25 protein-coding genes are annotated in these 25,433 nt (G+C 67.8%); 11 read left to right on the top strand and 14 right to left on the bottom strand.

Annotated elements, in window-relative coordinates; all coding sequences use genetic code 11:
- Positions 1–84: 84 nt before the first annotated feature.
- Positions 85–1,269, top strand: a complete 1,185-nt coding sequence (locus ACCD06_RS33245; RefSeq protein WP_413346660.1) for a hypothetical protein — start codon at positions 85–87, stop codon at positions 1,267–1,269.
- Positions 1,270–1,374: 105 nt separating this feature from the next.
- Here ACCD06_RS33245 and hppD read toward each other — a convergent pair whose 3' ends face one another.
- On the bottom strand, positions 1,375–2,448 hold the full coding sequence (hppD, locus tag ACCD06_RS33240) for a 4-hydroxyphenylpyruvate dioxygenase (RefSeq protein WP_413346658.1): 1,074 nt from the start codon (positions 2,446–2,448) through the stop codon (positions 1,375–1,377).
- A 136-nt stretch (positions 2,449–2,584) separates the two neighbouring features.
- Here hppD and ACCD06_RS33235 point away from each other — a divergent pair, with 136 nt between their 5' ends.
- The gene (locus ACCD06_RS33235) at positions 2,585–3,061 is read left to right on the top strand and encodes an Lrp/AsnC family transcriptional regulator (protein WP_413346656.1); all 477 of its coding nucleotides are present in this window, start codon (positions 2,585–2,587) and stop codon (positions 3,059–3,061) included.
- 132 nt (positions 3,062–3,193) lie between these two features.
- On the opposite strand, the gene ACCD06_RS33230 is transcribed toward ACCD06_RS33235, so the two are convergent.
- From ACCD06_RS33230 to ACCD06_RS33195, 8 genes are all read right to left on the bottom strand, one after another.
- On the bottom strand, positions 3,194–4,342 hold the full coding sequence (locus tag ACCD06_RS33230) for a glycosyltransferase family 4 protein (protein ID WP_413346654.1): 1,149 nt from the start codon (positions 4,340–4,342) through the stop codon (positions 3,194–3,196).
- Between the two features lie 2 nt (positions 4,343–4,344).
- Complete coding sequence (locus ACCD06_RS33225; RefSeq protein ID WP_109157170.1) at positions 4,345–5,586, bottom strand: glycosyltransferase family 4 protein; 1,242 nt, start codon at positions 5,584–5,586, stop codon at positions 4,345–4,347.
- Positions 5,583–6,878 (bottom strand): glycosyltransferase family 4 protein, encoded by a 1,296-nt coding sequence (locus tag ACCD06_RS33220; protein WP_109157169.1) that lies wholly within the window; start codon positions 6,876–6,878, stop codon positions 5,583–5,585. The genes ACCD06_RS33225 and ACCD06_RS33220 overlap by 4 nt, the downstream gene beginning before the upstream one ends.
- Before the next feature lie 6 nt (positions 6,879–6,884).
- Complete coding sequence (locus ACCD06_RS33215) at positions 6,885–7,850, bottom strand: GDP-L-fucose synthase family protein (RefSeq protein WP_109153925.1); 966 nt, start codon at positions 7,848–7,850, stop codon at positions 6,885–6,887.
- A 167-nt stretch (positions 7,851–8,017) separates the two neighbouring features.
- Positions 8,018–9,013: an NAD-dependent epimerase/dehydratase family protein gene (locus ACCD06_RS33210; RefSeq protein WP_413346650.1), complete on the bottom strand. Its 996-nt coding sequence runs from the start codon at positions 9,011–9,013 to the stop codon at positions 8,018–8,020.
- A 47-nt stretch (positions 9,014–9,060) separates the two neighbouring features.
- On the bottom strand, positions 9,061–10,416 hold the full coding sequence (locus ACCD06_RS33205; RefSeq protein WP_109157168.1) for a nucleotide sugar dehydrogenase: 1,356 nt from the start codon (positions 10,414–10,416) through the stop codon (positions 9,061–9,063).
- Positions 10,417–10,824: 408 nt separating this feature from the next.
- A complete protein-coding gene (locus ACCD06_RS33200; RefSeq protein ID WP_413346647.1) occupies positions 10,825–12,270 on the bottom strand; it encodes a flippase in 1,446 nt (481 codons plus the stop codon).
- A gap of 89 nt (positions 12,271–12,359) precedes the next feature.
- Entirely contained in the window at positions 12,360–14,633 is a 2,274-nt protein-coding gene (locus ACCD06_RS33195; protein WP_413346645.1) for a GumC family protein, read from the bottom strand.
- A gap of 275 nt (positions 14,634–14,908) precedes the next feature.
- Here ACCD06_RS33195 and ACCD06_RS33190 point away from each other — a divergent pair, with 275 nt between their 5' ends.
- From ACCD06_RS33190 to ACCD06_RS33175, 4 genes are all read left to right on the top strand, one after another.
- Positions 14,909–15,592 (top strand): Crp/Fnr family transcriptional regulator, encoded by a 684-nt coding sequence (locus ACCD06_RS33190; protein ID WP_413346643.1) that lies wholly within the window; start codon positions 14,909–14,911, stop codon positions 15,590–15,592.
- Positions 15,593–15,730: 138 nt separating this feature from the next.
- Positions 15,731–16,165 (top strand): RusA family crossover junction endodeoxyribonuclease, encoded by a 435-nt coding sequence (locus ACCD06_RS33185; RefSeq protein ID WP_413346641.1) that lies wholly within the window; start codon positions 15,731–15,733, stop codon positions 16,163–16,165.
- Positions 16,162–16,830: a HepT-like ribonuclease domain-containing protein gene (locus ACCD06_RS33180; protein WP_413346639.1), complete on the top strand. Its 669-nt coding sequence runs from the start codon at positions 16,162–16,164 to the stop codon at positions 16,828–16,830. Before ACCD06_RS33185 ends, ACCD06_RS33180 begins: the two co-directional genes overlap by 4 nt.
- Before the next feature lie 107 nt (positions 16,831–16,937).
- Positions 16,938–17,141 carry a DUF2892 domain-containing protein gene (locus ACCD06_RS33175; protein WP_085092153.1) on the top strand — a complete coding sequence of 68 codons (204 nt, stop codon included), beginning with the start codon at positions 16,938–16,940 and terminating at the stop codon, positions 17,139–17,141.
- Between the two features lie 95 nt (positions 17,142–17,236).
- Here ACCD06_RS33175 and ACCD06_RS33170 read toward each other — a convergent pair whose 3' ends face one another.
- Positions 17,237–17,806 (bottom strand): ActR/PrrA/RegA family redox response regulator transcription factor, encoded by a 570-nt coding sequence (locus ACCD06_RS33170; protein ID WP_044553362.1) that lies wholly within the window; start codon positions 17,804–17,806, stop codon positions 17,237–17,239.
- 36 nt (positions 17,807–17,842) lie between these two features.
- Entirely contained in the window at positions 17,843–19,234 is a 1,392-nt protein-coding gene (locus tag ACCD06_RS33165) for an ActS/PrrB/RegB family redox-sensitive histidine kinase (RefSeq protein ID WP_413346637.1), read from the bottom strand.
- Between the two features lie 78 nt (positions 19,235–19,312).
- Between ACCD06_RS33165 and ACCD06_RS33160 the strand changes: the two genes are divergently transcribed.
- The 3 genes from ACCD06_RS33160 (at position 19,313) to tenA (ending at position 21,720) form a co-directional block, all read left to right on the top strand.
- A complete protein-coding gene (locus ACCD06_RS33160; RefSeq protein WP_413346635.1) occupies positions 19,313–20,131 on the top strand; it encodes an ABC transporter ATP-binding protein in 819 nt (272 codons plus the stop codon).
- On the top strand, positions 20,118–20,969 hold the full coding sequence (locus ACCD06_RS33155) for an ABC transporter permease (RefSeq protein ID WP_109157162.1): 852 nt from the start codon (positions 20,118–20,120) through the stop codon (positions 20,967–20,969). Before ACCD06_RS33160 ends, ACCD06_RS33155 begins: the two co-directional genes overlap by 14 nt.
- Before the next feature lie 64 nt (positions 20,970–21,033).
- Positions 21,034–21,720: a thiaminase II gene (gene tenA, locus ACCD06_RS33150; protein WP_413346632.1), complete on the top strand. Its 687-nt coding sequence runs from the start codon at positions 21,034–21,036 to the stop codon at positions 21,718–21,720.
- Between the two features lie 4 nt (positions 21,721–21,724).
- On the opposite strand, the gene ACCD06_RS33145 is transcribed toward tenA, so the two are convergent.
- The 3 genes from ACCD06_RS33145 to ACCD06_RS33135 form a co-directional block, all read right to left on the bottom strand.
- On the bottom strand, positions 21,725–22,093 hold the full coding sequence (locus tag ACCD06_RS33145) for a hypothetical protein (protein WP_136701108.1): 369 nt from the start codon (positions 22,091–22,093) through the stop codon (positions 21,725–21,727).
- 127 nt (positions 22,094–22,220) lie between these two features.
- Entirely contained in the window at positions 22,221–23,015 is a 795-nt protein-coding gene (locus ACCD06_RS33140) for a cyclic nucleotide-binding domain-containing protein (RefSeq protein WP_109157159.1), read from the bottom strand.
- Between the two features lie 60 nt (positions 23,016–23,075).
- Entirely contained in the window at positions 23,076–23,699 is a 624-nt protein-coding gene (locus ACCD06_RS33135; RefSeq protein ID WP_413346630.1) for a TlpA family protein disulfide reductase, read from the bottom strand.
- An 89-nt stretch (positions 23,700–23,788) separates the two neighbouring features.
- Here ACCD06_RS33135 and argH point away from each other — a divergent pair, with 89 nt between their 5' ends.
- Together argH and ACCD06_RS33125 are read left to right on the top strand one after the other, a co-directional pair.
- Positions 23,789–25,225 (top strand): argininosuccinate lyase, encoded by a 1,437-nt coding sequence (gene argH, locus ACCD06_RS33130; RefSeq protein WP_109157157.1) that lies wholly within the window; start codon positions 23,789–23,791, stop codon positions 25,223–25,225.
- Positions 25,222–25,416 (top strand): hypothetical protein, encoded by a 195-nt coding sequence (locus ACCD06_RS33125; RefSeq protein WP_109157156.1) that lies wholly within the window; start codon positions 25,222–25,224, stop codon positions 25,414–25,416. Before argH ends, ACCD06_RS33125 begins: the two co-directional genes overlap by 4 nt.
- Positions 25,417–25,433: the final 17 nt, after the last annotated feature.

The raw sequence follows: 25,433 nt of genomic DNA, 5'->3' as shown, positions 1-25,433 counted from the left end.
TTCGAGCGCACATCTTCCGGCTTACTGCCGGCAGCGGCGGCCCATGGGCGGGCCTGAAGACCCCGGCCGCAACGAATGACTGCCATGACCAACCATCCCTACCCTGTCCTGACCCAGCCGAAGGCCAAAAAGACTGCCACCGGATGGATGGCCGAACCGCCTGCGGCGCTGCGCGCGCTGCTAGACCCGAAGGACTGCGCCGATCAGGTGCTGTCGATCTCCGGCACCTACCGCGACCGCATGTGCCGGCTGACCATCCTGCTCGACATGGCCTTGCGGGCGGTGGTCGGGCGCTATGTCGCGGACGACCGCATCCGCGCCATCTATGCCCTGGCGTCGGAATTGGATGACATCCTGCGCCGGGCCGCAGCGCGGCCCTATCGGGTCGGCTGGTACCGGCCGGACGTGATCTTCGACCGTGACGGCACGACGCGGATCTGCGAGATCGGCGCCCGCTATTCCATGAACGGCTGGATGGTCAGCCGTGCCCTGTCGAAGGGGCACAGCGACTTCTGGGACGATCTGTGCGCGCCCTACACGCCCGGCAGCACGCTGGCCCTGGTGCACCGCAAGGAGCCCGGCGGCGAGGTCGACTGCCTGTCGGATCATCTGCAAGGGACCGGCGTCCGTTTCCTGTCGGTGAAGCCAGAGGAGATCGAACTGCGTGACGGGCGCCTGACTGCCCGGGGCGTGGTGCTGGACCGCATGATTTTCCAGATGGACCGCACGGAACTGCTGTTCTTCGCACCCGCCGTCCTCGACCGGCTGATGGAATCCGGCGACTATTTCAACGATGTCCGCACGCTGATCCTGGTGCATGACAAGCGCGTCCTCGCCGTGCTTTCCGATGAGCGGATCATGCGCGAGGCGATGCCAGCGGACCTGTACGAGGAATTGCGCCGGCACCTGATCCCCTCCGTCTGTCTCGAATCGCCCGAAGAGGCGGAGGATTTCCTGAAACTGGAAGGCGACTGGATCGCCAAGCGGAACAGCGGCGGGCGCGGCATCGGCACGCTGGTGCGGTCGCGGTGCAGTGACGACGATTGGAAGAAACTGGTCCGCCGCGACTGGCGGGAGATGATGTTCCAGCCCTATCTCGACCAGTTCGACTATAAGGACGAGACCGGGCGGGCCATCCACATGGTGGGCATGCTGCTGTGCCGCGACGACGTCTGCTACGGCAATGGCGTGTTCCGCGGCTCCGACGAGGCGGTGATCAACCTGCACCAGCAGCGCGGCAGGCTCTATGCTTGCGAACTGGCGACATAAGCGGGAGGACCGCCGGCCTGACGGTCGGCGGTCCGCTCTATAGCATGGAGGATCATGTCGGCCGAGCCCCGGCGTCGCCGGCGTGCCGGACGCGCCTGCCAGCGGTCAGGCGGCGTTCTCGCTCAGCACGCCGCGGCGGATCTGGTCGAGTTCGATGGATTCGAACAGCGCCTTGAAGTTGCCCTCGCCGAAGCCCTCGTTGCCGATGCGCTGGATGATCTCGAAGAAGATCGGGCCGATGACGTTCTGGGTGAAGATCTGCAGCAGCAGGCCCTGGCCCTCGGTCGGGGCGCCGTCGACCAGGATGCGGTTGGCCTGCAGGCGCTTCAGGTCCTGGTTGTGGCCGGGCACGCGGCTGTCGACGCGCTCGTAATAGGTGTCGGGCGTGTCCTGGAACGGGGTGCCCATGCCGCGCATCGTCTCCACGGTGTGGACGATGTCGTCGGTTCCGAGCGCCACGTGCTGGATGCCTTCGCCCTTGTAGTCGCGCAGATATTCGACGATCTGCGACTTGTTGTCGGCGGACTCGTTGATCGGGATGCGGATCTTGCCGCAGGGGCTGGTCATCGCCTTCGACCGCAGGCCGGTCAGCTTGCCCTCGATGTCGAAGTAACGAATCTCGCGGAAGCCGAACAGGCGGGTGTAGAAGTCGGCCCACTCCTCCATCCGCCCGGTGTGGACGTTGTGGGTCAGATGGTCGATGTAGGTCAGGCCGGCGCCCTTCGGATGCTGGTCAACCCCCGGCAGCGGCACGAAATCGACCTCGTAGATGCTGCCGCGCTCGCCATAGCGGTCGACGAGGTAAATCAGCGAATCGCCGATGCCCTTGATGGCGGGGATGTTCAACTCCATCGCGCCGACGCGGTTCTCGATCCCCCAGGCGCCGAGATCGACGGCGCGGCGGTAGGCGAAGGCGGCGTCGGCGACGCGGAAGGCGATGGCGCAGATCGACGGGCCATGCTGGGCGGCGAAGTTGCGCGGGAATCCCGACGGCTCGGCATTGACGATGAAGTTCACGTCGCCCTGGCGGTAGAGCGTGACGTCCTTCGACCGGTGGCGGGCGATGGCGGTGAAGCCCAGCTGCTCGAACAGGCGGCCCAGCGCCACCGTGTCCGGCGCGGTGAATTCGATGAACTCGAATCCATCGGTCTTCATCGGGTTTTCCCACATGTCGGCCATGATCGTCTCTCCCTTGGTTTATTCTGCGATCAGTATGCCGGACAGTCCGTGGAAATAGCTTTCAAAGTGAGGCGGGTACACCTATGATTTTGGCAGGATTTTCCGCCTGCTTGTATCATCCCGGAGAAATTTGCCGTTGCCTGCCGCCCTATCGGAAACCGACATCAAAATCCTGGTCGCTTTGCAGGAGGATTCGCGCCTGACCGTGCAGGAGCTGGCCGACCGGGTCGGCACCTCGCCGTCCTCCTGCTGGCGCCGCCTGAAGTCGCTGGAGGAAACCGGGGTGATCCGCCGCTACACGGCGCTGGTCGATCCCAAGGCGGCATCGGTCGGCGAGTGCGTCTTCGCCCATGTGACGCTGGACCATCATTCGGCCGAGACCGCCGCCCTCTTCATCGACGCGGTGCGCAAGCGGCCGGAAGTGCTGGAATGCTATGCGGTGTCGGGGGATGCGGACTATCTGCTGCGGGTCGCGGTGCGGGCCATCGCCGATTACAACCGCTTCCTGGAGGAGTTCGTCTTCCAGCTGCCCTTCCAGGTCCGCATCCGCTCCAACTTCGCCCTGAAGGAAATCAAGTTCGAGACGGCTCTGCCGCTGGGAAGCGGGGCGTAGCGCGCCGCCATTGCAGTCACTATTACAAGTTGTCATCCCCGCGAAGGCGGGGATCCAGGTTTCCTACTCAAGCACTTGAAACGCCTGGATTCCCGCCTTCGCGGGAATGACGGCCGAAAGAGGGGGCCTCCCCTACCCCGCCACGCGGCGCTTGGCCGGCACGGCCGCGGCGGCGGCTGTCGGATGCGGGCCGGCGATGCGGTCGAGCAGCAGGTCCAGGCCGGTGCGGCTGGTCTCGTAGGCGACTCTCGCACGGGTCAGCGTCTGCGCCGAGGCGGCGGCGAGCGCCTCGCGGTCGTCGGCCCAGGCCGCCAGAATCGGCAGCGCCGCTTTCACGAAGTCGGTGTTCTGGGGCACCAGCCCGTCGGCCGGAATGTCGGAGCCGATGCAGCCGCGCTCGTAGGCCAGCACCGGAACGCCGGCGGCCATCGCCTCGAACAGGACCAGCGGCTGCGCTTCGTTGCGGTACTGGGTGGGAAAGACGAAGACGTCGATGTCGCGGTAGAAGGCCTCCTTGGCCTCGCCATGGACCGGGCCGTGATACTCGACCGCCCCGTCGAAGGCCATCAGCCCGGCGGCCACCATCGCATTGTCCCTCGGCTTCAGCCCCGGTCCGGCCAGCACCAGCTTGGCGTCCACCCCCTCCAGCTGCAGGGCGCGCAGCAGGGCGAACAGCGTGTCCAACCCCTTCTCGCCGCACAGGTTCGACAGGTGGCCGATGCGCAGGGGGCCGTCGCGCCGCGGACGCTGGGCCGCGCCGGGCGTGGAGAAGATGGCGTTCGACATGGTCATGCAGGTGCGCGCCGCCGGATAGACCGACTGGAAGCGCATCTGCATCGCCGGGCACAGCAGCACATGGGTGCAGCCGGCGCCGGCCACCCGAGTCAGCAGCCGCATCCGCCAGGTCGGTTTGCTGATGGTGGCGAAGGAGTGATGGTGCAGCACCTGCTCGTAGCCGAACAGCCGCGCGGTCCCGGCGAGCGCGGCGGTGTAGAGCGTGCCCCAGCCGGAATCCACCGGCATGTAGAAGCGGCGGTCCGGCTTGCGCAGCCCGGCGGCGAGCCGGCCCATGGCGCCGAACACCCGCGTCATCTTGCGCAGATGGTAGGCGACACCACCACCGTTCCAACCGGGCGACAGGTCGGCGACCTCCACGCGGCCGCGCCCGCGCATGCGGTCCTGCAGACGCTCCAGCACCAGGGCCGTCACCCGGCTCATCCCGTCCACCGGAGGCGGCAGGCGCCCGGAGACGACCACATGGGTGCGCGCGTTCCGTTCCATCGTCAACTCCCGGTCAATGCCGCTCCGGTCGACCGGCCATGCTGGCCACCCTCCGGATCGGCGGAATAGTCGGACACATAGTCCGTGTCCGCGCTGCGCTCCGCCTTCGGGCCGCCCAGCGCCACGACGGCCTTCTCCACCGACTGGGCGAAGAAGCTGGCGTCGGCCAACGCCTGGAAGGGTCGGCCGTTCAGGCTCAGGCGACGCCACTCGTCCTCGTCCGCCGCGACCGACAGCATGTAGCGCGCCAGCCCCTCCGGGTTGTCCGGCTCCACGATGTGGCCGTTCAGCCCGCTGCGGATCAGCACGTCGCGCGCGCCGCACTGGTCGGACAGGATGGTCGGCACACCCATGGCCAAAGCCTCGTTCACAACCAGACCGAACTGCTCCTCCAGCGACGGCAGAAGCAGGCAGAGCGTCGATCCCAGCGTCTCGGCAATCCCCTTCTCCTGCAGGAAGCCGCGGAAGATGATCGACCCGTCCAGCCCGCGCCGCGTCACCTCGGCCCGCAATTCCGCCTCCAGCGGACCGGAGCCGCAGAGGTGGAGCGGACGGGCGGCCGGACCGGCCAACTTCCGGTAAATGTCGTAGGCTTCGACCGCCCGGAACAAGTTCTTCTTCGGGACGAAGCGCGCGATGATGGTGAAGTGGCGGTCGGCGAAGGGTACTCCCCCAGGAGCCGGCTCCATCCCGGACAGTCGTCGGATGCGGTCCAGCGACAGCGTGTCATACCCGATATAGAGCCGATCCTTCGGGAGTCCCAACAGGCGGAAGTAATCCACCGTGCGGTGACTTCCGCCGATCCCCGCCTGATAGGGGGAGTAGAAGACGCTCTTGACCATCTCCCGCCACAGGATGCGCGGCTTGTCGTCGTATTTGGAGGCGTTCATGTTGATGACCTTGCGCCCCATCAGCCGCATGGTCAGGGCGAGCGCGAAGACATCCGGATCCTCGTAATGGCACAGGAAGACATAGCGGGCGTCGACGCGCCGGCATTCGCGCAGCAGGGCGCGATACACCGTGGCCGTCGACAGGTCGGCCTTCGACTGGCCGGGGAACAGGGTGATCTTGCGGAAATTCTGACCCGATCCGGTCGAATCCCAGGCGTAGGTGTGCGATTTCGACCCGACCTCCAGCCCGATCACGTCATAGACATGACCCAGCCGGCGGCCGACCGCTTCCAGCCGGTCCATGTGGTAGGGGCCGAACATCTCCCAGCTGAAGACCAGCGCGGGCTTCTTCATGCTGCCTCTCCCAACAGAAGGCGGGCGTAGCGGTCGAGCGCCACGGCACGGGTGGCGTTCGCCTCCACCCAGGCACGGCCGCGGCGTCCCATGGCGGTGGCGCGGGCGGGGTCCGACAGCAGGGCCGCCACCGCCTCGGCCATGGCGCGCGGTTCCTCCGGCGGGGTGCACAGGAAGGCGCCGACCTGCGCCTCCAGCGTGGCGAGCGCCGATCCGGGCAGGCAGGTGCTGACGAAGGGCCGGCCGGCGGCGAGGATGGTCACCGCCTTGCCGGGCATGGCGAAGGCCGCCCCTTCCGGCCGCTGGGGCACGAGATGGACGTCGCCCTCCGCCATCGCTTCGTTCAACTGGTCCTTGGGTGCCAGCGGCTGGAAGATCACGTTGCTGAGGCCCATGGCGCGGGCGCGCGATTTCAGCTCCTCCTCCAGGCCGCCCTGTCCGCGCAGCTTGATGCGCGCATTCGGCATCAGCTCCGCCAGATGACCGGCCATATCCAGCACCTGCTCCAGCCCCTGCTTGCGGGCGAAGGCGCCGCTGTACAGCGCCGTCGGCGGCTGGTCGCGGCGCGGCAGCGGATAGACCGCATCGGCATCGACATGGGGCGGGATCACATGGATCGGCCGGGTGACGCCCAGCTCCTCCAGCACGCCGCGCATCGGTTCCGACAGGACGACGATGGCGTCGGCGCGGTTCAGCGCCCGGCGCTCCATGGCGCGGATCGCCTTGACAGCCGCCTTGCCGCCCATGCCCAGCGCGCCGGCAAGGCCGGACTGGATGTCGTGGACGATGGCGACGTGGCGCCCGCCCGGTGCCTTGAAGCGGTCGGCGATGCCCACCGACAGGATCGACGGGCAGAGCGACAGCACGGCGCTGTGCCGCCCGACCCGGCCGCGGGCACGGGCGGCGGCGAAGCCGGCATGAAGCACGCCTTCGTGGATCAGCCGGGCCTTCATGCCGCCGCCGGCCGGCGGAATGGTGTGCAGCCGCTCGACCAGCACCCCGTCCACCGTCTTGCTGTCCTGCGACCCGTCGGCGTAGCCGTCATAGACCTTGTTGCCGGGATAGTTGGGACGCGCGGTCAGCACGGTCGTTTCGGCCCCGGCCGCCGCGAAGGCGGTGGCGAGGTCGGTCATCATCGGCGCACTGCCGGCCGGTTCCGGCCAATAGCTCTGCGCCACGAGCAGCAGCTCTTCCGGCACGGGCACGTCCGCCAGGGACTGCGGGCCCGGTGATGCCTTGGACGCCGGCCGGTCGAAGACCGGCGGCCGCAGATGGATGGAATCGTCCGGCATCGGGCTTTACTCCGCTGCCTGCTTGGAGGTCTGGAGGCGTTCGGGAGCCGCGTTCTCCAGGAACCAGTCGTAGGTGCGGCGCAGCCCCTCCTCCAGCGACACCTTCGGGCGCCAGCCGGTGGCGAACAGGCGCGACACGTCCATCAGCTTGCGCGGATGGCCGTCGGGCTTGCTCAGATCGTGGGTCAGCGTGCCGGTGTAGCCGACGGTGTCGCGGATCATGGCGGCGAGGTCGGCGATGGCGATGTCGTCGCCGGGGCCAACATTGATGATCTCCTCGCTGTCGTAATGATCCATCAGATGCAGGCAGGCGTCCGCCATGTCGTCGACATAGAGGAACTCGCGCCGCGGCTTGCCGGTGCCCCACAGGGTGACGGTCGGATCGCCCGCCAGCTTGGCGTCGTGGAAGCGGCGGATCATTCCCGGCAGCGCGTGCGAGGTCTCCGGATCGAAATGGTCGCCGGGACCGTACAGGTTGGACGGCATGGCGCAGATGGCGTTGAAGCCGTACTGGCGCCGGTAGGCCTGGCACATGGTGATGCCGGCGATCTTGGCGACGGCGTAGGGCTTGTTGCTCGGCTCCATCGGGCCGGACAGCAGCGCCTCCTCCTTGATCGGCTGTTCCGCATGCTTCGGGTAGAGGCAGGAGGAACCGAGGAACAGCAGCTTTTTCACGCCGGCGCGCCAGGCGGCGTCGATGACGTTGTTCTGGATCAGCAGGTTGTCGCGGATGAAGTCACCGCCGAAGCGGTCGTTGGCGAGGATGCCGCCCACCTTCGCCGCGGCCAGGATCACATGCTCGATCCCCTCGCGGTCGAAGAAGGCGCGCACCGCCGCCTGATCGGTCAGGTCGAGCTGCGACCGGTCGCGGATCACGAGGTCGGTGTGCCCGGCCTCGGTCAGCCGCCGCAGAACGGCGGACCCGACGAGTCCCCGGTGGCCGGCGACGAAGATACGGCTGTTGCGGTCCATGCGGGCCGTCTCCTGATGAAGAGGTCTAGGTACAATCACTTGCCCCCACCCCGACCCTCCCCGCTGGGCGGGGGAGGGAGCAGGCGCGTGTTCGGGAGGGTGGCGGCAGTCCCTCCCCCGCCCAGCGGGGGAGGTTAGGTGGGGGTCCAACTCCCCCGAACGACGCCCTACTCCGCCGCCTGCCCCATGCGCCCCAACTCCGCCCGCGCACGCTCGGCATACCACTCGACCACGCCGGGCAGGCCGGCGGAGAGCGGGATGCGCGGGGTGAAGCCGAGCGCGGTCAGCTTGGCGATGTCGGGGCTGCGGCGGTCGGTACCGCCGGGAGCGGCAGGACCCGGCATCACCTGGGCCTCGCGGCCGAGGCAGGCGACCGTCTGGCGGGCGAGGTCGGCGATGGTGACCTCCTCCGGGTTGCCGATGTGGTAGATGCCGAGATGCTCGCCCTTGTCGATCACCGTCACGATGCCGTCGATGGCGTCGTCGATGTGGACGAAGGCGCGGGTCTGACGGCCGTCACCCTGGATCTTGAAGGGCACCGCCCCGCTCGGGTGGCCGGCGATCGCCTCCACCGCCCGGCGGGAGAATTCCGGCACCACATGCTCCCAGCCCATGTCGGGGCCGTAGACATTGTGCGGGCGGAAGATCGCCACGCGGTCGAAGCCGCTGCGGCCCCAGTTGATCGCCAGCAACTCCGAGATCAGCTTGGAGCCGCCGTAGCTGTAGCGGGCGTTCAGAACGTCCGGCACCACCAGCGGCACCTCCTCCGGCGTCGGCACCATCGGCGGGGTCTGGTAGGCCTCCGAGGAGGAGGCGACGACGAGGTCGCCCACGCCGTCGGCGCGGCAGGCGTCCAGCACGTTCAGCATGCCGCGCACGCCGACGTCCAGAACCACTTCCGGCTTCTCGTAGAAATGCTTGGTGCCGTTGACGGCGGCCAGATGCAGCACGCCGTCGACGCCGCGCACCGCCTCGCGCACGGCGGCCGCGTCGCGGATATCGCCCTGGACGAATTCGACATCGTCCAGCACGCCGGCCAGCCGCCCGGTGTGCCCGCGCGAGTTGTCGTCCAGAACGCGGACGCGGTGGCCGTCACGGACCAGCCGGTGGACCAGGGCGGCGCCGATGAAGCCGCTGCCGCCGGTGACGAGATAGTGTTTCATGTCGGTCAAATTCCTCTTCCCAAACCCCTTTGGCCGGCCCGACGCCGTCAGGCCACGTGCGCGTAGCGGGCGGCGCCATGGCTGCCGAGAGCCACGTAGGCGGTGCCTTCCGGCAGGTCGACATCGCGGCTGTTGAAGTTGTTCCAGAAGTCGTAGATCACGCCCGGCCGGTCCATCCGCTGGGCCAGATCCGGCAGCGGCATGGAGGTGAAGACCGGGTGGTTGTTCAGGATCACCGCCAGATTGGCGCCGGACACCGCCTCGGCCATGTTGGCCGCCGGCTCCAGCCCGAAGGAGCGGATGTCGTCCGGCCGCACCACCGCGTCGAAGCCGCGCAGGCGGGCGGTGGGGAAGCGCTGGCGCAGCTCCTCCAGCACCGGCTTGGCCATGGTGCCGCGCAGGTCGTCGGTCGCCGGCCGGCCCTTGAAGGCGAGGCCCATCAGGCTGATGGTCGGCGCCTGCGGGAAGCCCTGCATCGAATTGGCGAGCTTGCCGAGGAAGTCGGCGACCTCGATCGGCTGGCTTTCGTTGACCAGACGGCCGGCGGCGGTGATCGCCATGTCGACGCCGACCTCGCGCGCCGCCTCGATCAGGATGTGGGGGTCCTTCTCCAGGCAGGGACCGCCGACCGGGCCGGGCAGCGGCAGGTTGGTGCGCGGATAACCCAGCTTGCCGGCGCGCGCCACCTCGACCGCCGAGATCTCCATGGCGTTGCACAGCTTGGCGATCTCGTTGGAGAAGGCGAAGGTGACGTCGCGGTAGGTGTTGTCGACCAGCTTGATCAGCTCCGCCGTCTCCAGGGTGGAGACCTTGACGGTGGTCGGCGTCAGGAAGCCGAAGATCTGGGCGGCGCGGGTGGCGACGTCCATGCTCTCTGCCCCGACGATCTGCGGCAGCTGGTTCAACTCCAGCAGCGCCTGGCCTTCCAGCGTGCGTTCCGGGCAGAAGGCGATGTCGAACTGCTTGCCGGTGGCGCGCAGGATCGGCGCCACGATGTTGCGGGTGGTGCCCAGCTTCACGGTGGAGCGCAGGATGACCAGGTCGCCGTCATGCAGGCAACTGGCGACCTGACGGGTCGCCGCCTCGATCATGTCGGTGCGGACCCGGCCGTCCTTGCTCAGCGGCGTGCCGACCGTGATGATGAAGACGCTGGCCTGGCTGCAATCGTCCTGATTGCGGCTGAAGGTGAAGCGGCCGCGCGAGATGACGTGGCGCAGCTTCTCCGTCAGGCCCGGTTCGTGGAAGTGCGGGTTGCCCTGGCCGAGCTTGTCGAGCACGTCCTGCCGCACCTCGACCCCATGCACCTGGAAGCCGGCGTCCGCCATCGCCACCGCCAGCGTCAGGCCGACATAGCCGAGCCCGAGGACGCAGACGTTACGATCGGAAAAAGTCTTGGGAAGCATCGTCGCTCCTGCCGTTTGCTAAGGCCCCGCCACCGGCGGCGGGTTGCCGAGAGTTTGGAGACGCCCCGACTGCCCAGCCCTGTTGGCAAGGATGCAGACGGAGAAACCTCGAAATTCGAAATTGTTTTCTTATTGTGACTTCGCCGTGACGATGAAGTACCCCGTTACCGGCGTTGTGCAGCGCGAAGTGTTTCAGAAATCACCGTCGGATGAAAAGACTATGATTGCCGATCACCGACGTATTAAGAGTACTAACCCTCGCCGACGCCAAATGAATGCTTGGAGGCACCAACAGAGACGTTCGAAAGTGGTGCAATAGGCGCAATCTGCTTCAGCTGCCGGCATGGATCGGCCCGGCATTGCGAAATTGAGGGTTGCATCCGCCCGCCCTGCCACGACCCGCCCCTCTCAGGCCGTGGCGCTGGTCAGACGACGCAACCGTTTCAGCTGTACCAGTCCCGTCAGCACCGCCATGGCCGCATAGACCGCCACCATCGCCACGCTGCCGATGACGAAATCCACCAGCGCCGGCATCCGGTCGAACAGCGGGGTGGCGAACCGGTCGAGTGCCAGTGCCGCGGCGACGGCGGCCCCGGCGCACAGCAACGCCTTCGCGGCGATCCCGCCATACAGCTCGCCGACCGTCTGCCGGTGGATCCAGGCGATGGCAACCGTGGCGGCAAGTTCCGCGGTGAAGGTCGCCATCGCGGCCCCCTCGATGCCGTAGCGCGGGATCCACCAGATGTTCAGCAGGGCGTTCAGCGCCCCGCCCGACAGCATGGCGATCATGTAGCCGGTCTGCCGGTGCCAGACGAGCAGCGGATTGCCCAGGATCATGTTGGCGTAGACCACCGCCGAGGCCAGCATCAGCAGCCGCAGCGCCAGGGTCGCCGGGGCGTAGGCATCGCCAAACAGCGTTCCCAGGATGGACGGCGCCAGGGCGAGGCCGCCGGCGATGACCAGCCCGCCGACCGCCAGCATGACGGAGGCATAGGCGCGCATCCGGTCGCGCATCGGCCCCAACTCGCCATAGGCAGCGGCCAGCTGCGGCAGGAAGGCGTTCATCACGATGTTGCCGACCAGATTGGCCAGGGTCTGGATCTTCACCGCCGCGCTGTACCAGCCGACCTCGGTGTGCGGGGCCAGGAAGCCCAGCATGACCACGTCCAGATGGGTGAAGATCGCCCAGGCGAAGACGCCGACCGCCATCGGCGTCGCCGCCGTCAGGATCTCGCGCCAGACCTTCAGGTCGACCCGCGGGCGCAGCGTGCCGAAATCGCGGCGGAACCGGCCGATCATCACCAGCGCGTTGACGGTGATCGATCCGCCGGTGATGGCGGCTGCTGTGATGGCGTCCTCAGGCCCACGCACCAGCAGAAAGACGAGAAGCATCGAGCCGATGGAGGTGCCGATCTCGCGTGTTGCGATCACCCCCATCTTCTCGGTCGCCTGATAAACAAAGTCGAGCACCAGGGCGTTCCCGAGCAGCTGGACCGCCTGTACCAGAAGAACCGCCTTCACCTCCATTGGCTTATCCAGGGAAAGGATGAAGGCGGCATAGAGGACGCCCACCACCACAGCCAGGACGGTGCGCAGGGTCAGCACATGCTCCGACAGCTCGGCCGCCTGCTCGCGATCGCGGGCGATCTCGCGGATGGCATAGGTGGACAGGCCCATGTTCACGAACAGCGCCGCATAGGCCATCAGCGAGGTGCCGAAGCCCAGCACGCCGAAACTGTCCGGCCCCAGCACCCGCGCGGTCCAGGCGGCGGTGACCAGACCGCTCGCCATCGTCGCCATCTTGGCGGCGGCAAGGGCGCGGATGTTCCGGAAGATGCGGTGTCCAGCGGACATTCATGGGCTCTTCAGTGGTTCAAAACGTCACGTTGCACGGCGCAAAAACTCCTCTCCCGCCTTTTCGGGGCGGGAGAGAAGGGTCTTCCTCAGTTCGCGTAGTAGCGGCGGTAGCCGTGATAACGGCCGCTGTCCGGGAACTCGTATTGGGCATGGCGGCGGGTATCGACCTGACTGAACAGGACGCCCACCACCTCGCCGCCGGCCTCGATCACCTCCTTCAGGCCGGCCATCGCGGTGCCCCGCTTGGTCATGCCCCAGCGGACGATGAAGACGGTCTGGTCGGCGAGCGCCGCCAGCAGCTTGCCTTCCGACACCGCCAGCACCGGCGGCGAATCCAGCACGATGCGGTCATAGTTGACCGACAGGCGCGACAGCAGCTGGTGCATGGCCGACGACCCCAGGGCATCCTGCGGCAGCGACGGGCCATGGCCGGCGACGATGACGTGCAATCCGGTGCGCGGATCGACCTGGATCGCGTCCTCCAGAGCCGTGGCGCCGGCCAGAACCTCCGACAGGCCACGGTTGTTGGACAGGCCCAGCATCTCGTGCAGGCTCTTCCGCCGCAGGTCGCAGTCGACCAGGATCGTCCGCTGGCCGGCATTGGCGCAGGTGCGGGCGAAGGCCGCGGCGACGGAGCTTTTGCCCTCGCCCGGGACCGAGGAGCTGAACAGGATCACCCGGTGCCGCCCGTCCGGATTGGCGAGCAGGAGCGAGGTGCGCAGGTTCTGCATCGATTCCGCGAAGGCGGAGATCGGCTTGTCGACCACATAGGCGGCTGGCGAGCCGCCGAAGCGCGGGATGCGCGGCACGATGCCCAGGCTGCGCACGCCGGTCGCCAGTTCGAACTGGTGCGGGCTGCGGAAACCGCCGTCGGAGCGTTCGCGCAGCATGGCCAGCAGCACGCCCAGCGTGCCCGACGCCACCAGCGCCAGCAGCAGGATCAGCTTGCGGTTGGGCTGCGACGGATCGAGCGGGATCGCCGCCTCCGACACCACGCGGGCGTCGGGCTGGCGCATATCGGTCTGCGCCGCGATCTGCTGCGAGCGGGTCAGCAGGGATTCGTACATCGCCTGGGCGGTGCTGGCGTCGCGTTCCAGCGTGCGCAGGCCGACGGTCGCCTGCTGCTGCTGGTTCTGCTTGGCCTCGGCCTGATCCAGGCTGGCCTTCAGCGCCTGCTCGCGACCCTTCGCCAGTTCGACCTCGTTGCTGAGGTTGGCGACGATCTTGCCGACATCGGCCTTGATCTGGCTCTGCAGGTCGCGCAGCTGGCTCTGCAGGGCCTGGAGCATCGGGTGCTTGGCGCCGTAGCGGTTGGTGGCGTCGGCGATCTGGCGCTGCAGGTCGACCTCGCGCTCACGCAATGCCTGGATCAGCGGGGAGCCCAGCACGTCGCCGACCGCCGAGGCGCCGCGCGGCGAGTTCGCCATCGCGGTGACGTCACGCAGCTTGGTTTCCGCCTCCTGCCGCTTGGTGCGGGCCAGGATATAGTCGGTGTTGAGCTGGCTCAGCTGCTGGCCGACAACCGTGCTCTCGTTGTTGGACGAGGTGGTCAGGCCATGCTCGGTGCGGTACTTCTCCACCGCGTCGCCGGTCGTCTGCGCCTCCTTGCGCAGGTCGGCCAGCCGTTCCTCCAGCCACTGCGTGGCGCGCTTGGACGCCTTGAACTTCTCGTCCAGCTGGTCGACCAGATAAAGGTCGGCCATGGTGTTGGTGATCAGCGACGCCTTGCGCGGGTCCTCGCTGTCGAAGCTGACGGCGATGACATAGGAACGCCCCTGCGGCCGGACCGAGGTGTTGTCGAGCACCGCATTGACGACCGAGGTCATCTGGTTGCGCTCGATCTCCTCCGGCGACAGCGGCACGGTGCCGCCGCTCTTCCAGCTGTCGGGGATCCAGTTGCGCGGATTCAGCGCGGCGAGCCACCCCGGCGGCGGCGGACGCAGCGCCGAATTGAACTCCGGATCGTTCATCAGCTTCAGCTTCGCCACCACTTTTTCGGCGAAGGCCGGCGACTTCAGGATCGCGACCTCGCTCTGCAGCGCGCTGATGTCGGGGGTCATGTCGGACACCACGCCCTCGAAATTCAGGACGGTGTTCTTGCGGTGCTCGACCATGATGAGGGTTTCGGCGGTGTAGAGCGGCGTCATCCGGAAGGCGACCAGGGCCGCCAGCCCGGTGCCGAGCACGATCACCGTGCCGATCAGCAGCTTGTGCCGGCGCAGCAGGCCGGTTGTCCGGCGCACCGCACTGGCGGCGCTGGCCGACAGATCATAGGAGATGCCGGGGGAGGCGGAACCGGAGCCCCGCCGAGACTCAGGGGTATTGCGTCGGGGTTGTTCCTGAAGTTCCTGGGTGGCCAAAGGGTCCTCCTCGCGTAACGACCAGAAGCGCGGCCATAGGACCATCCGTTAGCCCGATCCTCCATTCCGGGCAGCTGATGCTGTCCGGCGGGCAGGCTCGGCGGTTCGTCCGATTGGCTGAAACGCAGTGTTAGTCCAGCCGTTGCATCGGCCATCCAGTGCATGAGGTGAGCAATGGGCGCGCAGTGGGTAGCCTTCCTGACCCTGTTGCAGTGCGGTATGGACCGTCGATGCAGGACCGGGGATAATGGGGGTTACTCGGAAGGACAGGTTCCATGACGTTCGATCGTACCGGCCGGTTGGCGGAAATCCCGGCACTTTTCCCGACATTGGCGAAGCTGGACGAGGACTCGGCGACCCTTCTCGGCAACGCAGGGCGGCGGGTGAACGTTCCGCGCGGGACCGTCCTGTTCCGCGCCGGCGACCGATGTCACACCTTCCTGATGGTTCTCGACGGCGCGGTGCGGGTGCAGATGGCATCGGAGACCGGGCGCGAGATCGTGCTGTACCGCGTCGGCCGCGGCGAGACCTGCATCGTCACCACCGCCTGCCTGCTGACCGATAAGCCCTACAGCGCCGAGGCGGTGGCGGAGACCGACATCGACGCGGTGGCGCTGGCGGCCGGCCCCTTCCACGAACTGGTGGCGCGCTCCGCCGCCTTCCGCGACTTCGTCTTCGCGTCCTTCGGCAACCGGCTGACCGGCATGATGATGCTGATCGAGGAGGTCGCCTTCGGCCGCGTCGACCTGCGCCTCGCCCGCTTCCTGGCCGACCGCCGCGACACGACCGGCGGGCTGGACACCACCCATCAGGCGCTGGCGGTCGAGCTGGGCACCGCGCGCGAAGTGGTGAGCCGCCAGTTGAAGGAGTTCGAGCGCCGCGGTTTCGTGGCCCTGTCGCGCGGCCGCATCCAAGTGCTCGACCCGGCGGCCCTGCTGGCGCTGGCGGAGGAACGGTGAGGGGCCGCCTCGAAGCTTCAGCGCCCATACCTTAAGTTGCCGTTTCCTTAGAGATAATCGTCTTTTCGGCGTTGATTCACTCTTATGCATGACGTAAGTCTACGCACACGATGACATTCATGCAATCGGCGCAGGCGAATGCAGGACCGTGACACGCTTTATCCATTCGAAGTCGTGCTGCAGGGCGTTCCCGCCTCGCTTCGAAGCAAAAGCGCCAGAAACAGGGAGGCCTGGAAGGAGCGGGTTGCTGCCGCCGCCCGTGAGCGCCAGAGGGAAAGCTACGAGCTGGGTTTTCTCGACGATCGCCCCCTTGCCGTTTCCATCTACTATTTTCCCAGCGATCCAATGGCCGGCGACATCGACAATATCGTCAAGCCGATCATGGATGCGATGATCGGCATCGCCTATTTGGATGACCGGGTGGTCGAGCGCGTAACCGTCCAGAAATTCGAGCCGGATGTCGGTTGGGAGTTCCGGACACCGAGCGACCGTCTGGCCCTTGCATTGGATGTCGAGCCGCCGGTGCTGTACATTCGCGTCGATGACGATCTGGTCTGGAGGAGAGTCCAATGAGCATGCCGGCTCACGCTTGGTCGGAAGAGACCGAGGCGGAATTCCTCGAAGGCCTGCGCGCACGCTATGAGGCCGAGGGGTATAGCTTCACCATTTCCCCTGAGCCCTCCTTGTTGCCGTACTTCCTGGGGTCGTACGTCCCCGACGCGTTGGCCCGGAAGCCTGGACAGAACATCGCCATCGAGGTGAAACGCCATCCGGCCCACGCCGCCGATTGGCAGTTGCAGGACATCCGGCGGCTGTTCGAGGGACATCCGGATTGGCAGTTGAGCGTTGTCCACCGGGCCGCCGCATCGGCGCAAGCCGTGGCGGTTCCGACGGCACCACCCGCCGCCATCCGCCGTCGCTTGGAGGAGACACGGACGCTGAGCGCCTTGGGGCATCGTCGCCCCGCATTCGTTATGGCTTGGGCTCTGCTGGAAGCCGCCGTCCAGTCGGTGAATGAGGCCGACCGCAAGCCGAACTCCGTGCGCACCCCCGGTTCCCTCATCCAGACGCTCGCAATGAACGGCTACATCGCCCCTGCGACGGAACGTCGCATGCGTGAGTTGGCCGGTTTGCGCAATAGAATCGTACATGGGGACATCGAAGCGGAACCGGCTGCCGGCGATGTGGATGCCATACTGGCTGCCGTCGAAAAGGTTCTCGACACGGACGCCGGCTGATCCCCCCTGTGACTCCGTCACAGACGGCAAGCCGGCCACGGCATAAACCGGTGCGATGCGGGACGCGGGTCCCGTGGACATCGCTTCAATACCGGACAGGTGCCGCCATGAATTGCCGCAACATGGGCCCGGTGGATCGCGCGCTGCGCGCCATCGTCGGGCTGATCCTGATTTCGCTGACCGTCGTCGGGCCGCAGACCCTGTGGGGACTGGTCGGGCTGGTGCCGCTGCTGACGGCCGTCGTCGGCTTCTGCCCGGCCTACACGCTGCTGGGCATCAAGACCTGCCGGACGGAAGACCGCACCGCCTGACCGATGCGTTAGCCGGACATGCGAACGGCCCGCTCCCTTCCGGGGCGGGCCGTTCGCGTTTCCTGACCAAGAGCCTCGGCCGGAGCCGCGGATCGTCAGGCGCGCGGGGCGTGCTTGTTCAGGATGCGCTGCAGGGTGCGGCGGTGCATCTTCAGGCGGCGCGCGGTCTCGGAGACGTTGCGGTCGCACTGTTCGAAGACTCGCTGGATGTGCTCCCAGCGGACCCGGTCGGCCGACATCGGGTTTTCCGGCGGCTGCGGCAGCGGCCGGCCATCGGCCAGCAGCGCCGATTCCACCGCATCGGCGTCGGCCGGCTTGGGCAGGTAGTCGACGGCGCCGGCCTTCACCGCGGCGACGGCGGTGGCGATGTTGCCGTAGCCGGTCAGCATGACGACGCGGGCGTCGGGGCGGGCGTCGCGCAGGGCCGATACCACGTCCAACCCGTTGCCGTCGCCCAGCCGCAGGTCGACCACCGCGAAGGCGGGGGCGGATTCCTGCGCCACCTCGATGCCGAGCTGGACGCAATCGACCGCGACGACGTTGAAGCCGCGCTTTTCCATGGCGCGGGCCAGCCGCGTGCGGAAGGGGGCGTCGTCGTCGACGATCAGGAGGCTGCGGGTGACGTCGCCAGTGAATGTCAGTTTGACGGCATCGCCCGACAGCAGGTCATCGGTTGTTTTGAGGGTGTCCACCGTGAAACCTCATTTCTTGGCGTTGATGGTCTTCCAGCGCACGGAAATCCGCGCACCCGTTCCGCCCTGGTTGGAATGCCCGCCGGCGGTCTGGTCGGCGGGCGGAGTGCCGGCCGGCGGATTGTTGGTGTAGCGCACGGTCGCGCCGGTCTTTTCCAGCAGCGTCTGCGCGATGAAGATGCCCAGCCCCATATGGCCGCCGCCCGTCTGCCCCTTCGGGCCGGAGCGCTCGCCGCGCACCGACAGGTACGGCTCGCCGATGCGGCCCAGCAGATGGGGCGGGAAGCCCGGGCCGTCGTCCATCACCGTGATGGTGACGCCGCGGCCGTCCCAGGCGGCGGCGACCGTCACCTTGTGGCGGGCGAACTGGTGGGCGTTCTGGATGAAGTTGCCGATGCCGTGGATGATCTCCGGGCTGCGGCGCAGGAAGGGCTCCTCCGCCTCGCCGACCGGGTGGGGTTCCACGACGAAGTCAATGTGGCCGAGACGATGCGGCGCCGCGGCAGCCTCGATCAGCGTGGTCAGCGGCAGCCGTTCGAACGGGTCGCCGCCATCGGCCTCCGGCTTGCGCGCCAGATCGGCCAGGATCTCGCGGCAGCGCATCACCTGACTCTGCAGAAGCTCGACATCCTCGCCATAGGGGCTGTCGGGCGGCAGGTCGCGCGCCAGCTCCTTCGCCACCACGGCGATGGTGCCGAGCGGCGAGCCCAGCTCGTGCGCAGCCGCCGCGGCGAGGGCACCCAGCGCGCCCAGCCGCTGTTCGCGGGCGAGCGCCACCTGCGAGGCGGAGAGCGCGTCGGCGAAGCGACGCGCCTCGGCGGCGACGCGGAAGACGTAGCCGGCGATGAAGACCGACGACACCGACAGCGACAGCCAGACGCCGAAGGCATAGAGCGGCGCCATCGAGCGCACCGGCTCCTCCCACGGCAACGGGAAGTGCCAGAGGGCGAGCGCGGTCAGGCAGATCAGGTTCAGCCCGGTCAGCAGCACCGTGCTGTAACGCGACAGGATGGCCGCACCGACGGTCATCGGCGCCAGCAGCAGGATGGCGAAGGGATTGCTCAACCCGCCGGTCAGATAGAGCAGCAGCGTCAGCTGCAGCATGTCGTAGCTGAGATACAGCGCGGCGTCGCGGTCGGCCAGCCGCAGCCGGCCGCCGCGCTGGGCCATCGCCACCACGTTCAGCAGAGCCGACGCGCTGATGGCGGCCAGCACCGGGCCCAGCGGCAGCGGGAAACCCAGCCCGAGATTGACGAAGGCCACCGCGGCCAGTTGCCCCAGCACCGCGACCCAGCGGATCAGGATCAGCGTGCGCAGCGTGATGCGGCCGTCGGGCTGCGCCCAGTGGGGCGGCGAAGCGACCGGGATCGGTGCGGTCAGCGCGCTGGCGAAACTCACCATGATCCGTACCCCCGGCCTGCATGCATCTGGAGCGCATGCCCCTGGCGGTTGCGGCGGACACCGCCATATTCTGTGCCCATGACCGAACAGATCGCTGTCTTATCGCCCGCCATAAGGGCCGACGGATTGACCAAGCGCTTCCCGGCTCCGGACGGACGGGACGTGACGGCGGTCGACGCCATCACCTTCACCGTGCCGCGCGGCAGCGTCACCGGCCTTCTCGGCGGCAACGGGGCGGGCAAGACGACGACCATCTCGATGCTGCTGGGGCTTTTGCTGCCGACGGCCGGGACGGTGGAGATCCTGGGCGTCGACATGGCGCGCCACCGGCATGCCGTGCTTCCGCGCATGAACTTCTCCTCCCCCTACGTCGAACTGCCCCATCGGCTGACGGTGCGGGAGAACCTTACCGTCTATGCCCACCTCTACGGTTTGACATGCGTCAAAAAGCGCGTCCAAGAATTGGCCGAGCATCTTGACCTGTCGCGTTTTCTCGATCGCCCCTCCGGCGGGCTGTCGGCGGGGCAGAAAACCCGCGTTTCCCTTGCGAAAGCTTTGCTCAACGACCCGGAGCTTCTGCTGCTGGACGAGCCGACCGCCTCGCTCGATCCCGACACCGCCGACTGGATCCGGACATATCTTGAGCGGTACCGCCTTCGCACCGGCGCCACCATCCTGCTCGCCTCCCACAACATGCTGGAGGTGGAGCGGCTGTGCGATGGCGTGCTGATGATGCGGCAGGGCCGGATCGTCGACCGCGGCGCCCCCTCCGCCCTGGTCGCCCGCTATGGCCGCCAGACGCTGGAGGAGGTCTTCCTCGACATCGCCCGCGCGTCCGACGACGTTGCATCCGACAGCGGGATCCTGGCCGGGGAGGCCGCCGATGCAGCCGAATGAGGAGGCGATCCCCCATGCCATTCCAAGGGCCGACTTCTCGTTGCGGCGGGTCGGCGCCATGGTTCTGCGCTACTGGTATTTGCTGCGCGGATCCTGGCCGCGCATTCTGGAGCTGGCCTATTGGCCGACCATGCAGATGATCCTGTGGGGCTACATCAACCAGTTCATGGCCTCGACCAACGGCGGCGGCAGCGGATGGGTGGCGCAGGGTGCCGGCGTGCTGGTCAGCGCGGTGCTGCTGTGGGACGTGCTGTTCCGCGGCCAGCTCGGCGTCTCCATCTCCTTCCTGGAGGAGATGTGGTCACGCAACCTCGGCCATCTGTTCGTCAGCCCCTTGCGCCCCGGCGAATGGGTGACGGCGCTGATGACCATGAGCCTGCTGCGCACCCTGATCGGCGTGCTGCCGGCGGCGGCGCTGGCGATTCCCTTCTTCGGCTATTCGGTCTTCGCGCTGGGCCTGCCCTTGGCCGCCTTCTTCGCCAACCTGATCGTGCTGGGCTGGTCGCTGGGGCTGCTGATCGTCGCGCTGATCCTGCGCTACGGCATGGGAGCGGAGGGGCTGGCCTGGATCGTCGTCTTCATGCTGGCCCCGGTCAGCGCCGTCTATTATCCGGTCTCGGTCCTGCCGGCCTGGCTGCAGCCGGTATCGTTGGCCCTGCCGTCGGCCCATGTGTTCGAAGGCATGCGGGCGCTGGTGTTCGACGGCGTCCTGCGCTGGGACCATCTGGCCTGGGCGGTTGGGCTGAACGTGGTCTACATGGCGGCCGGCATCGCCGTGTTCCTCTATGCCTTTCACCAGGCGCGCGTGCGCGGGGCCTTGCTGCAAACTGGCGAATAGCGGGCCGGCGAATAGCGGGTAAAGTGTCGGCCCGCTTCCGTCAGCCGCATCGGAGACCGCGCTCATGACCGCCCACACCCGCAGCCCCGACCTGTTCGACCGGCTTGTCGCCGAGGCCCGGCCGGACTGGTCGGCCTATGTCGACCACGCCTTCGTGCGCGGGATGGGCGACGGGACGCTGCCGCAGGCGTGCTTCCGGCATTATCTGGTGCAGGATTACCTGTTCCTGATCCATTTCGCCCGCGCCTACGCGCTCGCCATCTACAAGGGCCGCGACCTGCGCGAGATGCGGGCGTCACTGAACGGGCTGAAGGCGATCCTCGACGTGGAGATGGACCTGCATGTCGGCCTTTGCGCCGGCTGGGGCCTGCCGGCCGCCAAGCTGGAACAGGCGGCGGAGGCCAAGGCGACGATGGCCTACACCCGCTATGTGCTGGAAACCGGCCTGCGCGGCGACCTGCTCGACCTGCATGTGGCGCTCAGCCCCTGCGTCATCGGCTATGCCGAGATCGGCCGCCGGCTGGCCGGGCTGCCCGGCGCGCTGGACGAGTCCAACCCCTACCGCGTCTGGATCGCGGAATATGCGGGGGAGGCCTATCAGGAGGTGGCGCAGGCGGCGCGGGAGAACCTCGACCGGCTGGCGGCGGACGGGATGACGGAGGCGCGCTTCCCCCGTCTGCTGACCGTCTTCCGTCAGGCCTGCCGGCTGGAAGCCGATTTCTGGGAAATGGGCATGACGCTGGCGGGGTGAAGGATCACCCCTGCTTGCCGGCCGCACCCTTCTCCCGGTCCACCGCTTCCAGAATCCGCTGCAGCGCTTCGGTGGTCAGCGGCGAATCCATGGTCAGGCCATCACCGAACTTGCGGAGGGCGCCGATGGCGCGGCGGCGGGCGATGAACTCGTCGTCGCCGGCCTCGAACGGCTCCACCACCGGACCCTTGTAGTAGCTGCCACGGAAGCTCCACTGGCGGCGACCGTCGGCGCGCCATTCGCTGCCGTCGGACAGGACCATGCAGCGGCCGCCCTCTTTATAGCGTTCCACCGTTGCGATGGATTGCGGAATGGACTGGCCGCTGCGGATCGTGACGCGGTCGCCGACGCGGAAGCTGGCGGCAGTGAACATGCTGTCTCCCTGAATGGCGCACACCCCCGATGGGGCCGGAGCGCCGCAATATTCGTGAAGGCGCTGTTTTCCACCAGATGCCCTGGCAAATCCAGCGCCTAATCCAGCACCAAGTCCAATTCCCGACTCAGCCGGCCTTCTCGGCGGACGGGGGAGTGCCTGCCGGGGCCGGCGCCTTTTTCGTCAGCTGGGCGATGTAGATCCGGGCCAGCGACTTCAGGATCGGCGGCATCGCCGTCACCGCATCCTCGAAGCTGCGCTTGTCGATGACCTCGCAGATGCCGCCGGCGACCGCCACGGCCGTGACGTCGGGCTGGCGGCCGGTCAGCAGATAGATCTCGCCGAACAGCCGGCCCGGCCCGAGCGTCGCGATGTCGTCGCCCAGCGTGCCGCGGCCGGGGCGGAGCGCCACGCGGCCGGACTGGATCAGGTAGGCGGCGTTCACCGGCTCGTTGGGGCCGAAGAAGACATGCCCCTCGCGGATCATCCGGCGGTCGACCACCTTCTGAAAGGAGTTGGTGGAACGGAAATCCACCGCATTGCCGTACCGTTCGACCGCCGGCAGGCCATAGTCGCGGCGGATGGCGGCGATCAGGCTCTGCAGCAGGAACGACGCCAGCGGCGGACTGCGCTTCAGCAGCCCGCGGAAGGCGTCCCGCGTCACCTCGACGCAAGACACCTCGGTCAGAGAGCGCACGGTGGCGCTGCGCTCGCCATCGTCGATCAGCGCCATCTCGCCGACCACCGCCCCCTTGCCGACGACGCTCAGCCGCCGGGTGCCGCCGTCCGGCAGGGTCAGCAGCACCTCCAACTCGCCGGATTCGATCAGCCACGCCCGGTCGGCGCGCTCGCCCTGACGCATCATCACGATGCCGGGACCGATGGTGTAGCGCTTGGGGCCGATTGCTGCGGGCTGCGTCATGGAATGGCTCGGGACAGGCGGAAGGTCATCGCCGCACTCTACCCCAAGGCCAGGGGATCGTCAGCCGCCGGTCTTCATCACCCCGCCGCGGTCGCGCGCCGGACCGCCACCATGGCCGAGGAACTGGCGGAGAAAGGCGACGACCTCCGGCGAATCCCACTCCACCGCCCCTTCGACGCGGCCAAGCTCGCGCCCCTCCGGATCGACCAGGATGGTGGTGGGCAGGCCGCGCAAGGACAGCACCTTCATCGATTCCGATCCGGGATCGAGGAACACCGTCAGATGCTCCACCCCCGTCTTCTTATAGAAGGGCTCCACCGCCGTCCGCCCGCCGCGGTCCAGCGACAGCGCCACCACCTGGAAGGCGTCGCCGCCCAGCTGGGACTGCAGGCGGTCGAGCGACGGCATCTCCTTGACGCAGGGCCCGCACCAGGTCGCCCACAGGTTCAGCAGGATCACCCGGTCCTTGAAATCGGCGAGATCGACCCGCCGCCCTTCGGCATCGACGAAGGACAGCGGCGGCATCGGCTTCGGCTCTGCCCCCTTGAACTTCTCCAGCTTGTCGGCGCCGGTTGAGGCGACCGGCGTGGCGGCATCCGCCGCGCCCAGCCGCACCACCTCGGGGGCGCCCGAGCCGGGGTTCGGCGCCGCACCGGCGCTCCACCACAGGCCGGCCCCGGCCATGCACACACAAACCGTTGCGACGGCCGCCAAAGTCCGCATACTCACGCTTCCTCGCTCCCCTTCACCCGAATGCCCCGGTATCCGTCCCCATGAGCGCCGATCAGACCCCGCCGAATTCCGCCGCCCCCACGGGCTCTGCCGCACCCGCCGCCAGCCAGATGTGGGGCGGGCGATTCGCGCGCGGTCCCGCCGCCATCATGGAGAAGATCAACGCCTCCATCGGCTTCGACAAGCGGCTCGCCGACCAGGACATCGCCGGGTCGAAGGCCCACGCCGCGATGCTGGCCAAGCAGGGCATCATAACCCAGGCCGACGCCGATGCCATCATCGACGGCCTCGACCGCGTGAAAGCAGAGATTGACGCCGGCAGCTTCACCTTCAAGGTGGAGTTGGAGGACATCCACATGAATGTGGAGGCCCGGCTGGCCGAGCTGATCGGCGAACCGGCCAAGCGCCTGCACACCGGCCGCTCGCGCAACGACCAGGTGGCGACCGACTTCAAGCTGTGGGTGCGCGACGCCATCGACCGGACCATCGCCGGCCTGACCGCGCTGCAGACCGCGCTGATCGATCTGGCGGAGCAGCATACCGGGACGGTGATGCCCGGCTTCACCCACCTGCAGGCGGCGCAGCCGATCAGCTTCGCCCATCACCTGCTGGCCTATGTCGAGATGTTCGGGCGCGACCGCAGCCGTTTCCGCGACGCCCGCTGCCGGCTGAACGAATGCCCGCTGGGTTCCGCCGCGCTGGCCGGCACCCCCTACCCCATCGACCGTTTCATGACGGCGGAGGCGCTGGGCTTCAACCGGCCGACCGCCAATTCGCTGGACGCTGTGTCCGACCGCGACTTCGCGCTGGAATACCTGTCGGCGGCGTCGATCTGCGCCATGCACCTGTCGCGCTTCGCCGAGGAGATCGTGATCTGGTGCTCGGCCCAGTTCCGCTTCATCAAGCTGACGGACGCCTTCACCACCGGCTCGTCCATCATGCCGCAGAAGAAGAACCCCGACGCGGCGGAGCTGGTGCGCGCCAAGGCCGGCCGGGTGATCGGCAGCCTGAACAGCCTGCTGATCGCCATGAAGGGCCTGCCGCTGGCCTACTCCAAGGACATGCAGGAAGACAAGGAGCCGGTGTTCGAGGCCGACGACACGCTGGCGCTCTGCATCGCCGCCATGGAAGGCATGGTGCGCGACATGCAGCCCAACGTCCCGGCGATGCGCGAGGCGGCCGACCGCGGCTTCCTGAACGCCACCGACCTTGCCGACTGGCTGGTGCGGGAGTTGAACATGCCCTTCCGCGAGGCGCACCACGTCACCGGCCGTGCCGTGAAGGCGGCGGAGGACCGGCGCGTCGGCCTGACCGACCTGACGCTGGATGAACTGAAGGCCATCGAGCCGCGCATCACCGAAGCCGTTTATCCGGCGCTGAGCATCGAGGCGTCGCTGAACAGCCGCACCAGCTTCGGCGGCCCGGCCCCCGTCCGCGTGCAGGAGGCGGTGAAGGCCGCCCGGGAGCGTTTCCTGTGAACCGCAGCCTCACCCTGACCATCCTCGCCCTGGCCGGCGCCCTGGCGCTGGCCGGCTGCGGCAAGAAGCCGAAATTCGTCGACAGCCCGGTTCCGGAGGGTCAGGTCGATCCCTTCCCGCGCACCTATCCCAACCCCTCGCAGGACCCGAAGCCCGGCAAGCCGGCCGGTTCCGGAGTCCAGTTCCCATGAACGCCGCCCGCACCGGT

The sequence above is a fragment of the Azospirillum sp. CT11-132 genome, from assembly GCF_047302835.1.
Classification (GTDB): domain Bacteria; phylum Pseudomonadota; class Alphaproteobacteria; order Azospirillales; family Azospirillaceae; genus Azospirillum.
The sequence above is the reverse complement of the archived record's forward strand: the minus strand, read 5'-3'. Positions and strand labels throughout refer to the sequence as shown.